We start from the raw sequence: 15,036 nt of genomic DNA on the forward strand, positions 1-15,036 counted from the left end.
CCGGGCTACGACCGGCGCACACGGATCTTTTCACACCTTCTGCATCGGCCGTCGGGGCGGCCCGGAATCAGCCAAAGGGCCGTTGCAACCCGAAAATCCGGCGGGACCCGGCCTGGGCTGGGGACGAGGGCGGAGGGGGGAATGCGAAGCGGGAGGCGGCGTCGAGGGGGATCCTCGGCGCGCCTCCCGCGGCGTGGTTCGGTCTCGGCGACGGGCCGGGGCGGCCCGCCCTAGCTCACTCGACGACGCCCTTGGGCCCCTGGGCCTGCTGAGGCTGCTGCTGCGGGACGTTCGCGCGACGGCGGACGTCCAGCTCGATCCCGCCGAAGGTCCCCTCGTGGCGCTGGATCGTCATCCCCAGGGCGGTCAGCAGGCGCTTGGCGGTATAGAAGTTCATGACGAGCCGCTGGTTCGCCTTGACGTCCTGCCGGCCCTGGGCGAAGGGCTGCGGGTTCAGGCCGAAGTCGAGGATGACCTCCTCGGGCGTGGCCGTGACGCGGCAGAAGTTCGAGTACGACGGCACGGTGCCGGAATCGTCGACGACGACCTCGGTGGTCACCTGCTGCTGCTGGGTGGGGTTCTCGGGCTCGCTCATTCCAACTCCATCCTGAAACCTGGGGCCGCCGTGCGGATGTCCAAGGCCGTGCCCGGGATTGGGGAGAGCACACGGCGATCTCTCGGCCCCGGGGCCGCGACGTCTCTGGCAGACTATCGCGAAACGAAAAAATCGTTCAAGCCGACTTTAACGCGCGGGAGGCCTCCACCAGCCTGTCCAGCTCCTGGAGCGTCCGCCCCGAGGCGCCGTGCTGGGCCAGGACGAACCGCCGGCCGGCCTCGCCCCGCGCCGCGGCCTCCTCCGGCGCGTCGAGATCCTCGCGGAGCCGGCGCGCCAGGTCTTGCGGGCTCGACACCCGGCGCGCGGCGTCGCGCGACAGGAGCTGCGCGACGGTCTCGCGGAAGTTGGCCGTGTGGGGCCCGAACAGGACCGACGCCCCGTAGGCCGCCGGCTCCATCATGTTCTGGCCCCCCCGGCCGGGGAGCAGGCTGCCGCCGACGAACGCGACGTCGGCCAAGCCCCAGACCGCCCCCAGCTCGCCGATCGAGTCGATCAGCACGATCGGCGTCCTACCGCCCGCGGCCGGCGGCGCCGGGCCCTCGCTGCGGCGGACGACCGCCTCCCCCTCCGCCTCCAGCCGGCGGGCCACCTCGTCGAACCGCTCGGCGTGCCGGGGGACGAGGATCAGCCGCAGGCGCGGGTGGTCCTTCCTCGCCGCGCGGTAGGCGGCCAGCGCGGCCTCCTCCTCCCCCTCCATCGTGCTGCCGGCCACGAACACGAGGTCCGCGGCGGAGAGCCCCAGCTCGGCCCGCAGGCCGCGCGTCCGGGGGTTGTCGCGGTCGCTCTCCAGCCCGTCGAACTTCACCGAGCCGGTGACGCTGACGCGATCGGCCGGGATCCCCAGATCCACGAACCGGCGGGCGTAGTCCTCGTCCTGCGCCGCGACCGCGTCGATCCGGTGCAGGGTGCCGGCCAGGGGGCCGCGGATCTTGCGGTACCCCCGGTGGCTGCGCTCGCTGAGCCGGCCGTTGATGATGGCCACCTTGGCGCCGGCCCGCTTGGCCGAGCGGATCAGGTTCGGCCAGACCTCCAGCTCCACCAGGGCCAGCACCGTCGGCCGGATCCGCCCCATGGCGCGGCGGGTCGCCCACGAGAAGTCGAACGGGGCGTAGAAGGTGATCAGCTCGGGGAAGGTCCGGCGGGCCACCGCCAGGCCGGTCGGCGTGGTGGTGGAGATCACCACCTCCCAGCCGGGCCTGCGGCGGGCCATCTCGCGGACGAGCGGCCGGAGCAGCAGCACCTCGCCGACGCTCACCGCGTGGAACCACAGGCAGGGGCCCTGGCCGATCCGGTTCGGCGCGTCCCCCGAGAACTTCTCCCAGAGCCCGTCGCGATACTTGCCCGAGCGGACCATCCGGTACGCCAGCATCGGCGAGAGCAGGATCAGCGTCGCGACGTAGATCAGGTTCAGAACCAGCGGCATCCCGGGGAATCCTTTCCCGATAGACAGCGGGTCGTCCTCGTCGACCAGATGGGCGGGCGTGGTGCAATCGCCGTGCCCGAGCCCGCGGTCGCGGGACGTTCGGGGCCGCGGGGGGCCCGCGGCGTCCCGACTCCCGCCGCGCGAGGATCGCCGTAACGGCGTCCCCGGCGACGGCTACCGTCGGCCCTCGCCGGGCCCCGGCGGGGTGCCCGACGACGCGCGACACCCGATCAGAATTGATCGACCGTCGACTGCTTCCGCATGCAGCAGGCCTTGAACTTTTTGCCGGATCCGCAGGGGCAGGGGTCGTTCCGCCCCACCTTTTTACCAAAGTTGCGGAGCGGCTCCTTCTTCTTGTCGGACGCCTCCCGCCCCGCCTCGATGGCCGCGTCCCGCGCCTGGAGGACGCCCCCCTCGCTCGCGTCCGGCACCGCCGCCAGCGACGACGCCGCGGCCTCCTCGCCGTGGATCGTCCGGGCCCGGTCGAGCTTCCAGCGCGAGCCCAGGTACGAGAGGAACTCGGGGTCGAACTGCTCGACGCGGAAGATCAGGTCGGTGACGCGGTCGCCGATCCCGTTCCACATCTCGCCGAAGATCCGCATCCCCTCCCGCTTGAACTCCACCTTCGGGTCGATCTGGGCGTAGCCCTGCAGCCCGATCGAGCTGCGCAGGTGGTCCATCGCCCGCAGGTGCTCCATCCAGCTCGCGTCCAGGATCTGGAGCAGCAGGACCTTCTCCATCTCCCGCATCTCGGGCCGGACCCTCGCGTCCAGCGCGGCGATCATCCGCTCCCGCGCCCGGTCCGGGGCCATCTCCAGGATCTCCTGGTCGGTCCCCTCGAAATCCAGCTCGCGGCGGGCCCACTCGGCCAGCCCGGCGACCCCCTTCGGGTCGGCGGCGGCCGGGGCCTTGTCGCGCCCCGAGGCGCGGGGGAACGCGGCGTCGAGGCGGGCGTTCAGCTCCCGCTCGAGCTTCGCCCCCTCGTACTTCTTCCGGGCCAGCTCGATCAGGAAGGACTCCATCTCGGGCCGGAGCATGGTCGTCATCTCGGCCGCGTCGACGACCGTGTGGAAACGCTCCGAGGCCCACGCCGCCAGGCCCTCGCGGTCGTACCGCGGGGTCTGGTTCTGGGCCTGGATCTGCGACCGGCTCCCCAGGAACCGGGTCGAGGCGATCCGCACCGGCAGCTCCGCCTCCTTGGAGACGTACACCTCGCGGGCTTGCGCCTTCAGGTCGGCGGCGATCTGGGCCCGGTCGAGCTTCGCCCAGGTGGACGGGTCGGCGTCGATGCCGAACTTGTGCTGCGCCCAGCCGGCCAGGTTGCGGCGGCCCCAGTCGGGCTCCAGGAACTCCTTGGCCGGGGTCAGGTCGAGCTTCTCGATCGACTCGTGGGCCTTGCCGTGGATGAAGTCCTCGAGCGCCGGGCGGTCGACGTCCACGCCGTCCTCGGAGCGCTCCTCGAACTTCCGAAGGTCCTTGTCCTTGAGGTCCAGCCCGTAGCGGTTGTTCGCCCAGGTGGTCAGGGCGCCCCAGGTCCAATCGGCCGGGTCGGCGTCGGGGGAGATGTTCTCCTCCATCGCCTCGCGGATCGCCTCGTAGATCTGGCGCTCGCCGCGGCGGCGGACGATGTCGCCGGCGTCGTCGAAGTCGACCCCGCGGAAGTCGCGCGCGGTCATCTCCACGCCCAGCCGCTGCGACACCCACTCGGCGAAGCTGGCCCGGCCGTAGTCGTCGGCGAGGAAGCGGTCGGCCGCCGCCTGGATCTGGTTGTCGATCATCTCCAGGATCCGCGCCTTCGGGGACGAACCCTCCAGCAGCCCCTGGCGGAACGTGTAGACCCGCTTCCGCTGCTCGTCCATGACCTCGTCATATTCGAGCAGGTTCTTGCGGATGTCGAAGTTGCGCTCCTCGACCTTCTTCTGCGCCCCCTCGATCCGGCGCGAGACCATCTTGCTCTCGATGGCCTCCCCCTCCTGCATCCCCAGGCGGGTGAGGACCGCGGAGACCCACTCGCCGGCGAACTTCCGCATCAGGTCGTCGTCGAGCGCCAGGAAGAACCGCGACGAGCCGGGGTCGCCCTGGCGGCCGGAGCGGCCGCGGAGCTGGTTGTCGATCCGGCGGCTCTCATGCCGCTCGGTCCCGATGATGTGCAGGCCCCCCAGCGCGGCGACCTCGCGCCCCTCGGCCTTCATCTCGCGCTCGTACTTCTCCACGGCCTCCTGCCAGACGTCGATAGGGACGTCCAGCCGCGTCTCGTAGAGCGGGCGGCCGTCCTCGTCGACCTCGCGCTTGAGGTCGAACCACGCCATGAACTCGGGGTTGCCGCCGAGGATGATGTCGGTGCCGCGGCCGGCCATGTTGGTGGCGATCGTCACCGCCCCACGGCGCCCGGCCTGGGCGACGATCTCGGCCTCGCGCTCGTGGTGCTTGGCGTTGAGGACCTCGTGCTTGATCCCGTACCGAGTCAGCAGCTCCGACAGCTCCTCGGACTTCTCGATCGAGACCGTGCCGACGAGGATCGGCCGGCCCGTCGCGTGGACCTCCTTGATCTCGTCGACGAGCGCCTTGTTCTTCTCTCGCTCGTACCGGAAGATCACGTCCGGGTAGTTGACGCGGCTGAGGCCCCGGTTGGTCGGGATGGCGACCACGTCCAGGCCGTACACCTTGTAGAACTCGTTCGCCTCGGTCATGGCCGTGCCGGTCATGCCCGAGAGCTTCTTGTACAGCTTGAAGAAGTTCTGGAGCGTGATCGTCGCGAGGGTCTGGTTCTCCTCCTTGATCTTCACCCGCTCCTTGGCCTCGACCGCCTGGTGGAGCCCGTCGGACCACTGGCGGCCGGTCATCAGGCGGCCGGTGAACTCGTCGACGATGACGATCTCCCCCCCCGGCTGCACCACGTAGTCGCGGTCGCGACGGTACAGGTGGTGCGCCTTCAGGGAGTTGTCGATCAGGTGGGGCCACTCCATGTTGCCGGGGGTGTAGAAGCTCTCCAGCCCGGCGATCTTCTCGGCCTCGCGGACCCCCGCGTCGTTCAGGTGGCAGGTCCGCTCCTTCTCCTTGACCTCGAAGTGGAGGTCCCGCTTCAGCAGCCGGGCGATCCGGTCGGCCTCGGCGTACTTGCGGACGTCGTCGAAGGCCGGGCCCGAGATGATCAGCGGCGTCCGGGCCTCGTCGATCAGGATGCTGTCGACCTCGTCGATGACGGCGTAGTGCAGCGCCCCCTGGCACTGGAGCTCCGCGGTCGGCTTCATGTTGTCGCGCAGGTAGTCGAAGCCGAACTCGTTGTTGGTGCCGTAGGTGATGTCGCGGGAGTAGACCTCCTGGCGCTCGGCCGAGTCCATCTCCGACTGGATCGCCCCGACGGTCATCCCCAGGCCCTGGTACAGAGGGCTCATCCACTCCGCGTCGCGGCGGGCGAGGTAGTCGTTGACCGTGACGACGTGGACGCCCTTGCCGTCCAGCGCGTTGAGGTAGGCGGCCAGCGTGGCGACCAGCGTCTTCCCCTCGCCGGTGACCATCTCGGCGATGTTGCCGCTGTGCAGCACCATGCCGCCCATGAGCTGCACGTCGAAGTGCCGCATGTGCATGAAGCGGCGGCCGGCCTCGCGGCAGACGGCGAACGCCTCCGGCAGGAGCGCGTCGAGCGTCTCGCCGGCCTGTCGGCGACGGCGGAATTCGGCCGTCTTCGCCTTCAATTCTTCGTCCGAAAGCGCCTCGACCGCGGGCTCCAGCTCGTTGATCCGGGCGACGATCGGGCGCATCTGCCGGATGCGCCGCTCGTTGGAGCTGCCGAAGATCCGCACGAGGCCTTCCGAGATGTTCTCGGACAGGGCCGACATGGTGTCGGTCGTCTTATCCCAAAGCTCGGTCAGCACTTCCATTGCCAGTAGATCCCCGTGCGAATTTGACGTCGCGGCAAGTCGTTCCGATGTGGAATATTACGACGAACGCGCCGGCGCCGTCAATCGCGGCCGACCCCCCGGCCGGCCCCGGCGGCACCCCCCTCGCCATCCTTATATAGGACGGCCGAGGCCCCGCCCTTCGCCCCGGCATCCCGCGACTTCGCGCCGGCCGCCTTGCCCCGGATCGGCGGACTCGCCAGAATCCATGACGAAGTCGCCGCGCCCCCCTTCCCCGAGGACCCGCCATGTCCGCCCCCCCCTCCCTCCGGAAGAAGCCCGCCCCTCGGCGCCCGGCCTGGACCGTGGCGGAATTGCTGCGGTGCCTCGGCGACGTCCCCGCCGATCGGGTCCGGCTCGTCCCGACCCCCGGCCGGGCCACGACGCGCCACCTGACCGCCGCGAACGCGTCGGGCGACCGCCTGTTCGAGCTGGTCGATGGAGTCCTGGTGGAGAAGTCGATGGGCTTCGAGGAGTCGCGTTGGGCTTACGTCCTGGGCCTATACATCGGTATCTTCCTCCTGGAGCACGACCTGGGCGCGGTCCTGGGCGCCGATGGCCTGGTGAAACTAGCCCCGGGGCTCGTCCGCTCGCCCGACCTCTCGTTCATCTCATGGGGCCGCTACCCCCGCGAAAAGCGCCGCGCGGGGGCGACGCCGGACGTGGCCCCGGACCTGGCGGTCGAGATCCTGAGCCGGTCGAACACGAGGCGGGAGATGGAGCGGAAGCTCGCCGAGTACTTCGCCGCCGGGGTGAGGCTGGTCTGGATCGTCGACCCGAAGAGGCGCGAGGTCCGCATCCACGCCTCGCCCTCCGACCCGGTCGTCCTGACGGCGGCCGACGCGCTGGACGGCGGCGACGTCCTGCCCGGCTTCCGCCTCGCGCTGGCCGAGTGGTTCGCCCAGGCCGAGCGCGACGGCCCGGCGCGCTGAGGACTTGGGCACCCTCTCCCGTGGAAGGGAGAGGGGCGGGATGGGGCCGCTTGATCCGTCCCTCGCCGGGGTCAGCCGTAGAGGGGGCCGAGGGTCTCGCAGGCGCGATAGTCGGCGGCCTGTGGCTCCAGGGCGCCGAAGAGGCTCCAGGCGGACGGCCGGAACAGCTTCTCGGCGGGGACGTTGTGCATGGCCACGGGGATGCGCAGCATGGAGGCCAGCGTGATCAGGTCGGCGCCGATGTGGCCGTAACTGATGGCGCCGTGATTCGCGCTCCAGTTGGCCATCACGGTGTAGACGTCCTTGAACGGCCCCTCCCCCGTCGTGTTGGGGACGAACCACGTCGTCGGCCATGTGGGGTTGGTCCGCTCGTTGAGCGCCTCGTGGACCTCCGGCGGGAGGTCGATCGACCATCCCTCGGCGATCTGGAGGACGGGGCCCAGGCCGGCGACCAGGCTGAGGCGGTTCATGGTCATGGGCATGCCGCCGCGGGAGAGGTAGCACGACGAGTAGCCGCCGCCGCGGAAGTACTCGGTGACGGCCGGGGGCCAGGTGGTGGCCTTCAGGCAGGCGTCGGCCTCGTCGGGGGTGATTTCCCAGAACGGCTTCATGGCCGGCTTGCCGTCGCGCGTCTGGCGGCCGGTGCCGTCGAGGGTCGCCGCGCCGGAGTTGATCAGGTGGATGAAGCCGTCGGCCGCGCGGCCTTCCATCGTCGCCCCGGTGACCCGGCGCGCGGCCTCCGGGCTCCAGTAGGTGCGGACGTCGGCGAAGATCTGCGCCGTGTTCGTCAGCAGGTAATTCAGCAGCATGCCGACGCCGTTGAGGCAGTCGTTCTCGGTGGCGAACATGAACGGCGGCCGGACGCCGTTCCAGTCGAACGACGAGGTGAGGATGGCCTCGGGGAAGTCGCCGTTGGGGGAGTGGTCGGTCCAGGCGCGCTGGCCCTGGAAGCCGCCGGCGATCGCGTTGCGGCCGAGCGCCTCCTCGCCGTGGCCCAGCTCGGCCAGGCGGGGGTTGCCGATCATCAGGTCGCGGAAGATCAGCGTCATCTTCACGACCGTCCGCCAGTCCTCGGCCTTCGCCGCGGCGGACTTCCGCGAGCCCTCGGGGTTGTAGTCCTTCCCCTCCGGGCAGTGCTCCTTGACCCAGGCGAGGGCGCGTTCGAATTCGTCGGGATCGTAGATCCCCTGCTCGATCCGCCGGGTGACCTCGCTCATGTCGACGCACTCGACGCGCATGCCGAGGTGGCGTTCGAACAGGGGCTGGTCGACGATCGAGCCGGCGATGCCCATGGAGACGCCGCCGAGCGACAGGTACGACTTGCCGCGCATGGTAGCGACGGCGAGCCCGGCGCGGGCGAAGCGGAGGAGCTTCTCGCGAACGTCTTCCGGGATGGAGGAGTCGCCGGCGTCCTGGACCTCGCGGCCGTAGATGCCGAAGGCGGGGATGCCCTTCTGGTTGTGGGCGGCCAGGACGGCGGCCAGGTAGACCGCGCCGGGGCGTTCGGTGCCGTTGAAGCCCCAGACGGCCTTGGGGGTGAGGGGATCCATGTCCATCGTCTCGCTGCCGTAGCACCAGCAGGGGGTGACGGTCAGCGAGACGCCGACGCCCTCGCGCGCGAACTTGTCGGCGCATGCGGCGGCCTCGGCGACGCCGCCGATGCAGGTGTCGGCGACGACGCACTCGACGGGCTCGCCGGTGGGGTGACGCAGGTTCTCGGAGAGGAACCGCGCCGCGTTGCGGGCCATCCCCATGACCTGGCCTTCCAGCGACTCCCGCACCCCGCGGCGACGGCCGTCGATCGCGGGCCGCACGCCGATTTTCGGGAGCCGGCCGATCCACGGGCTCTTCACGCTCGCGCTCATGTCTCGCTTCCTCAAGAGGCGGCGCCGACGCCGCGCGCCCCCTACCGGGCCGCGCCGCCGTCGGCTCTCTTCACCTCCCTTGTACAGCCGCCGGGCGGGCCGAGGAATGGCCCGGCGGCGCGGCGAGGGCGATTCCACCCCGCGCCGGCGAGGATGCACGGCCCCGGGGGGAGCCATCCGATCGGCCTTGCGCCCCGGCGGGGGAAGACCTTCGGACGTGAAACAACCGACCGCCGACCGAGACCCTCGCGACCGCCTCTCCCTCGGTCGTGAAAATCTCGGCCGACGGACCGGCCGACTCGCGGTGTAGGAACCGGACGATGCCCCCGACCAGCGCGGCCGCCTCTCCCTCGGCCGCGATCGTCGGCATGCACCGCCGGTCGCTCGGTCGGCTCGACGGGCCTGGAGGCCCGGAGCCGGTGTACAAACCGGACGGCGATCCGATGCGCCGCGACCGCCTCTCCCTCGGTCGCGACGCGCCTCGTCATTCCGCCGGCTTGGATCAAACCGGCCGCGGGCTCGGGCCGCCGTCGCCGCCTCTCCCTCGGCGACGACGAACCTCCCCCGCGAACCGGTTGGCTTGCTTCGGCTCGACGTCCCCCCGCCTTTCGTGCCGGTCGGGGTTTCGGAACCGTGGTGTGGAAAGGGCGAGCGGGGGTCGTGCGAGTCATCCCGCTCACCCCCGGCCGAGCGTTCGTCCAGGACGACCGTCGCCGATGAGGGTGGCTTCTCTCTAAGTAAGTTTCAAGGTCTCCCACGGCTTGACGCCCGTGAGTCGCAACTTCTTTCTTTACCCAGCCTTCCGTCTTCTTTCCGTCTCGTCTTCGTCTCAACGCCGAGAGGGAAAAGCAAAGGCGGCGCCAGAACCCTGAATCGATCCCGAGCCGAGGGCCAACCGGCCGAGGCAGTCGCGCCGATTTCTCGATTTATCAGAGGTTTACGTCGATTAAAAATTCCCAGGAATCCCCCCGTTTTCCCGAGGTCGCGTTACGATCGCCTCGTTTCCCCATCGCGTTGGAGGACCGCCACGCACAGAATTCAGGCAGGGTTGCCGAAGAGATCATCACGGCCGCCGGATGCAGCCTTGGATTGCACAGGATGGCGAGCGGGACCGACCCCAAGCGGCATTAATTTCCCGGGAGGATGCCTTGGTTATGCAGATGGAGCCCCCACCGGAGGCATCGCGGCCCCTCGTCGCGCTCCGAGACGCCTTGCGGGCCGAGGCGGGGGGAAACCCCTCGCCGTTGCGAGAATGGCTGGGGCGGGAACTGGACCCCTCCGGCGCGCCCGTCGGCCTGCCGCTGGCGGAGTGGGCCCTCGCGCTCCAGGCGCTCGCGGAGTCCCGGCGCGGCCGCGCCGGCTGGCCGGAGGATCTCGACGCGCGCGTAATCGGGTTTGTCCGCGCCCTGCTCCGGTTCTCCCGGCCGGGGGGCGCGACGGCGACCGCGCGGGACATCCCCCCCGCCCCGCGCGCGTTCTGGGGGGAGATCGCGAAGGCCTTCCCGGCGGAGGACGTCGGCCGGGTGCTCTCCTGGTGGTCCCCGCGGCGGGGCGACGACCCCGGTCACGTCCCGCCGCCGCCCGGATGGTCGGCCACCGATCGAACCCTGGGCGTCCTCCGCGCCGACTGGACCGCCCGCGGCGACCTGCTGGCCTTCGACCAGCGCGAGGGCTCGACGACGCGGTTCGAGCTGTTCGGCTCGGGCGTCTCGTGGCTGGGCCCGCGATGGTGGTCGGCGTCGGATGGGTCGGAGGCCCCCGCGGAGGCGACGGCCCGGGAGTCCGGCGTCAACGCCGACGTGGCCGAGTGGTCCTTCCGGTCGGGAGGGCGCGAGGTCACGCGCCTGGCCCTGATGCTCCACGGGCGCAAGCTGGCCCTGCTGGCCGATCTCCACGACGCAGGCGACGCGACGATGGGCCTGGAGGTCCCCGCCGGCCTGACGCATGAGGACGGGGAGACGCCGGGATCGGCGACGCTGCGTCCGGGCAAGGCGGGGAGGTCGGCTCGCGCGATCCTGATGACCCCGGGCAGGGCCGAATTCGACGAGGGCGCGCGACGGGTGTGGCTCTCAGGGGCCTCGCGATGGCTCCCGCTGCTGGTCTCGTGGGACCACGCCCGGAACCGCAAGCGGCTGGCGGTCGTCGAGTTGACGGTCGCCGAGGGAGGGAAGCGCTGCCCGAGCGATGTCGCCTGGGCGGCGCGAGCGAGCTGGGGGCTCGGCGAGACCTTCGTCTTCTATCGGAGCCTGGGCCCGACGGCGCGGAGGTCGTTCCTGGGGTGCTCGACGACCGCCCGGCTGCTCGTCGGGCGGTTCACCCCGGAGGGGGACGTCGAGCCGATCGCGACGCTCGATTGATGGGCGTCAGGCCCCCGGATGGCGGGGCCTCGCGAGGATCGCCGAGAGCGAGAGTGCGACGTACAGCAGGACGACCACCGCGGTCAGCATGCCGGTGTGGAAGTGGCCGGCTGTCAGCCCGGGGCCGCCGGCGCCCCGGCGGATCAGCAGGCCCATCACGGCCTGAGCGATGATCAGGCCCGCCGACAGGATTCCGGTTATGATGGTGAGCGGCTTCATCGGACAGCGTCGCCTCGGTCGGTCGTCTCCCGGGCCGACGGCGCCGACGGGCTCCCGCGGAGTCTCGAACGAGGATACCCCACCGGCCGTCCCGCGTCACCCCGCCATGAACACCGCACGCATCCGCGACAACCTTTCCTCCGTCCTCGGCCGGATCGCCGCCGCCGCGAAACGCGCGGGCCGAGACCCCTCGGGGGTGACCCTGGTCGCCGTCACCAAGAGGCGGCCCGTCGAGCAGGCCCGCGCGCTGGTCGAGGCCGGCGCGGTCGACCTGGGCGAGAACTACCCGCAGGAACTCTGGGCCAAGGCCGAGGCCATGGCGGACGCCGCCGCCGCCGCGCGGTGGCACCTGATCGGCCACCTCCAGGGGAACAAGGCCCGTCGCACGTTCCCGATGGTCCGCGTGATCCACGCCGTCGACTCGCTGAAGCTGCTGAGGACGCTCGACGACCTCGCGGCCGGCGTCGACGACCCGCCGGCGGTCTGCCTCCAGGTGAACACGTCGGACGAGGAGGCCAAGCACGGCTGGCGCGACGCCGCGATCCTGGACGACGCCGAGGCCGTCGCGGCCTGCTCGCGGATCGCGGTGGTCGGCCTGATGACCATGGCCGCCTGGGGGACCGACGCCGAGACGGCTCGCCCCTCGTTCGTCCGCCTCCGCGAGATTCGCGACGAGCTGCGACGCCGGACCGGCATGGCGCTGCCGCATCTCTCCATGGGGATGTCCAACGATTTCGAGGCGGCCGTCGAGGAGGGGGCGACGCTGGTCCGGGTCGGCTCGGCCCTGTTCGAGGGGGTCGACCCGTGATCGAGCTGACGCCGAGCAAGGAGGGGGTCCTCCTGAACGTCCACGCCCAGCCCGGCGCACGCCGCGAGGGCGTGACCGGCGAGCACGCCGGCGCCCTGCGCGTGGCCGTCAACGCCCCGCCCGACAAGGGGAAGGCCAACGCCGCCATCGTCGCGGTCCTGGCCGAGGCCCTGGGCCTGAAGGGCTCGCAAGTCGCCCTGATCGCCGGCGAGACCTCGCGCCGCAAGCGGGTGCTCCTCGCCGGGCTGAGCGTCGAGGACGCCTCGCGTCGCGTCGAGGCGGCGCTGGCGTCCGGCGGTTGACGCCGGGAATCGCCTCCTTGACAACCGGGCGGCGGCGCGAGACGTTAAACCGACGTTAAAGAATCCCCAAGGGCGATCCCACCCTCGCGGCCTCCCACCCGCCGCGACGATCGCCGGCGTGGCGTCCCCGGCCCGGAGCGGACTCATGATGCGATTCGGTCGACGCGCCCTGGCGGCGCTGGGCCTGCTGCTGGCGACGTCGGCCGCGCAGGGCGATCCGCCGAAACTGACGGACATTGCGCCCATCGGCGTGCGTCGCGGCGAGGCGGTGGAGGTGACGCTCACGGGCGAGCGGCTGGGGGCGAACCCCAGGCTGATCGCCGCGTTCCCCTTCCAGCTCGAGCCCCTGCCGCCGGAGCGGAGCAAGCCGGAGGCGTGGGCCTTCAAGCTGACCGTCCCCGAATCCGTCGCCGTGGGGGCCTACCCGATCCGCGTGCAGACCGACGACGGCCTGTCCGCCCCCCTGCTCCTCCCCATCGGCCAGCTCCCCCGGGTCGCCGAGGCCGAGGAGAACAACCGGATCGACGTCGCCCAGGCGGTGACGGTCCCGGCGGTCGTCGAGGGCCGCGTGGCGGGGAACGACGTCGACTGCTTCCGGTTCGCGGGGACGAAGGGCCAGCGGATCGTGGTGGACGCCCGGTGCGCCCGGATCGGCTCGGGGGTGGACCCGACGATCCGGCTGTCTCAGGTGGCCCCCGCGCGGCGGTTCGTGGCCGCCGCCGAGGACACGCCCGGCCTGCTGACCGACGCCCGCCTGTTCGTGGAGCTGCCCGAGGACGGCGACTACGTCGTCGAGCTGTCCGACGCCCGCTACGCCGGCGGGGGGCGTCCGGTCTACCTCCTGGTCATCGGCGAGGTCCCCGCCGCGGCCGAGGTCTTCCCGCTGGGGGGTCGCGAGGGGGAGACGGTCGGCTTCGAGCTGATCGGCGGCACGCTCGCCGAGCCCCGGCCGGTCGCCGCGAGGGTGGCGGGCTCGCCCCCGGTCGCGCATCACGTCCCCCGGTTCAACGCCGGCGGGCTGGACTTCGAGTCGCTCCGGCCGCTGGCCGTCTCCCGGCATCCCGAGGTCCGCGAGCCGGCCGACCCCGCCGCGCCCCCGATCCGCGTCGTCGCGCCGGTCGTCGTCAACGGCCGGATCGAGACGCCCGGCGACGAGGACCGATACGTCGTCGCGACCAGGCCCGGGAGCAAGCTCCGCGTCCGGGTCGACGCGGCGAAGCTCGGCTCGTCGCTCGACGGCTGGCTCCAGGCGCTCAACCCGCAAGGCGCGGCGATCGCCACCGCCGACGATCAGTCCACGCCCGGCCCGACGGTCAACGGCGTCGCGACGAAGGTCGTCGAGATCGACCCCGCCGCGACGGTCGACGTGCCGGCGGGCGTCGAGGAGCTGACGCTGGTGATCCGCGACAACGCCAGGCGCGGGGGGGAAGGGTTCGGCTACCGGATCGTCGTGGAGCCCGCGACGCCCGACTTCGCCCTGACGCTGGACCCGACCGAGGCGAACGTCCCGCGAGGCGGCTCCAGGACGATCGGCGTGACGGTGGCCCGCGAGGGGTATGACGGGCCGATCGCCCTCTCGGTGGCCGACCCGCCGCCGGGCGTGACGTTCCGGCCCGGGTCGATCGCCGCCGGGCAGGCGCTCGGGCGGCTCTCCCTGACCGCCGCGGCCGACGCCTCGTTCGACGCGGCCGACCTGAAGGTGATCGGCGAGGGCCAGGGGCCGGGCGGGCCGATCCGTCGCGTCGCCCAGGACCATGAGGTCTTCGCCATGCTGGACACCCTGGCGGCCAACGTCCTCCGGCGCGAGGCGCTGGCGACCGCGCCGTCGACGGCCGAAGTCGTCGCGGTCGACGCCCCCGCCGGGCCGATCGAGGTGGCCCACGGGCAATCGGCGACCATCCCGGTGAAGCTGGCCCGGACGGAGGGGGCCGACGCGGCGGTCGCGCTCAACGCCCTGCCCCTCGCCCCCGGCTTCACGGCCGCCGCGGTGAACGTCGCCGAGAAGGCCGACGCCGCCGACTTCGCCGTGGCCGTCGCCCCCGAGGCCTCGCTGGGAGTCACCACGGTCGGGCTCTCCGCCAAGGGGAAGTTCGCCGACGTCGAGCGGACCGTCGAGGGGCCCGTCGTCGCGTTGAGCGTCGTGCGCCCCGTCGAGCTGACGCTGGAGCAGGCCGCCGTCGAGGTCGTCCAGGGCGCGACGGCCGAGGTGAAGGGGAAGCTCGTCCGCAAGGGGTCGTTCAAGGACCCGGTGGTCGTGAAGCTGGACGGCCTCCCCGCCGGGCTGACGGCCGAGCCGGTCACGGTCGCCCCGGAGGCCGTCGACTTCGTCGTCAAGCTGTCGGCCGCCGCCGACGCCGCGCCGGCCGAGGCCGCCGCCACGGTCGTCCCCGCGTTCCAGGTCGCCGGCAAGGACTATCCGCATCCCCCCGCGGCGCTGGCGACGAAGGTCGTCGCGCCGGCGAAGTGACCGCGCGTCGGTTTCTCGATACGAACGCTCTTCCCCCCTGGAGGGGGAAGACAGACCGCGAAGCGGTCAGATGAGGGGGAGCCCGCCCGCGGAGCCTCGGGATTCGGGGCGCGGGCCAGGCCGACGGCCGGGGAAGGCCCATTCGGAC

General features: G+C 71.8%; 10 protein-coding genes. 5 read left to right on the plus strand and 5 right to left on the minus strand.

The window, feature by feature from the left end; all coding sequences use genetic code 11:
• Nucleotides 1-235: 235 nt before the first annotated feature.
• The 3 genes from WG209_RS17695 to secA form a co-directional block, all read right to left on the minus strand.
• Entirely contained in the window at nt 236-595 is a 360-nt protein-coding gene (locus WG209_RS17695) for a DUF3467 domain-containing protein (RefSeq protein WP_337176406.1), read from the minus strand.
• 136 nt (nt 596-731) lie between these two features.
• Nucleotides 732-2,039 (minus strand): 3-deoxy-D-manno-octulosonic acid transferase, encoded by a 1,308-nt coding sequence (locus WG209_RS17700; protein ID WP_337176407.1) that lies wholly within the window; start codon nt 2,037-2,039, stop codon nt 732-734.
• A gap of 230 nt (nt 2,040-2,269) precedes the next feature.
• Nucleotides 2,270-5,920, minus strand: a complete 3,651-nt coding sequence (gene secA / locus WG209_RS17705) for a preprotein translocase subunit SecA (RefSeq protein ID WP_337176408.1) — start codon at nt 5,918-5,920, stop codon at nt 2,270-2,272.
• Between the two features lie 266 nt (nt 5,921-6,186).
• Here secA and WG209_RS17710 point away from each other — a divergent pair, with 266 nt between their 5' ends.
• Complete coding sequence (locus WG209_RS17710) at nt 6,187-6,870, plus strand: Uma2 family endonuclease (protein WP_337176409.1); 684 nt, start codon at nt 6,187-6,189, stop codon at nt 6,868-6,870.
• Nucleotides 6,871-6,941: 71 nt separating this feature from the next.
• On the opposite strand, the gene WG209_RS17715 is transcribed toward WG209_RS17710, so the two are convergent.
• Nucleotides 6,942-8,735, minus strand: coding sequence for an L-fucose isomerase (locus tag WG209_RS17715; RefSeq protein ID WP_337176410.1), 1,794 nt, complete (start codon nt 8,733-8,735; stop codon nt 6,942-6,944).
• A gap of 1,244 nt (nt 8,736-9,979) precedes the next feature.
• On the opposite strand from WG209_RS17715, the gene WG209_RS17720 reads away from it, so the two are divergent.
• Nucleotides 9,980-11,092 (plus strand): hypothetical protein, encoded by a 1,113-nt coding sequence (locus WG209_RS17720; RefSeq protein WP_337176411.1) that lies wholly within the window; start codon nt 9,980-9,982, stop codon nt 11,090-11,092.
• Between the two features lie 6 nt (nt 11,093-11,098).
• Here WG209_RS17720 and WG209_RS17725 read toward each other — a convergent pair whose 3' ends face one another.
• Nucleotides 11,099-11,311 carry a hypothetical protein gene (locus WG209_RS17725; RefSeq protein ID WP_337176412.1) on the minus strand — a complete coding sequence of 71 codons (213 nt, stop codon included), beginning with the start codon at nt 11,309-11,311 and terminating at the stop codon, nt 11,099-11,101.
• A 106-nt stretch (nt 11,312-11,417) separates the two neighbouring features.
• Between WG209_RS17725 and WG209_RS17730 the strand changes: the two genes are divergently transcribed.
• The 3 genes from WG209_RS17730 to WG209_RS17740 all read left to right on the plus strand — a co-directional run bounded on the left by WG209_RS17730 (nt 11,418) and on the right by WG209_RS17740 (nt 14,888).
• Entirely contained in the window at nt 11,418-12,119 is a 702-nt protein-coding gene (locus tag WG209_RS17730; protein WP_337176413.1) for a YggS family pyridoxal phosphate-dependent enzyme, read from the plus strand.
• Entirely contained in the window at nt 12,116-12,421 is a 306-nt protein-coding gene (locus WG209_RS17735; protein WP_337176414.1) for a DUF167 domain-containing protein, read from the plus strand. Before WG209_RS17730 ends, WG209_RS17735 begins: the two co-directional genes overlap by 4 nt.
• A 145-nt stretch (nt 12,422-12,566) precedes the next feature.
• Nucleotides 12,567-14,888 (plus strand): hypothetical protein, encoded by a 2,322-nt coding sequence (locus tag WG209_RS17740; RefSeq protein WP_337176415.1) that lies wholly within the window; start codon nt 12,567-12,569, stop codon nt 14,886-14,888.
• Nucleotides 14,889-15,036: the final 148 nt, after the last annotated feature.

It is taken from the genome of Paludisphaera sp. (assembly GCF_037189885.1).
Lineage (GTDB): Bacteria > Planctomycetota > Planctomycetia > Isosphaerales > Isosphaeraceae > Paludisphaera.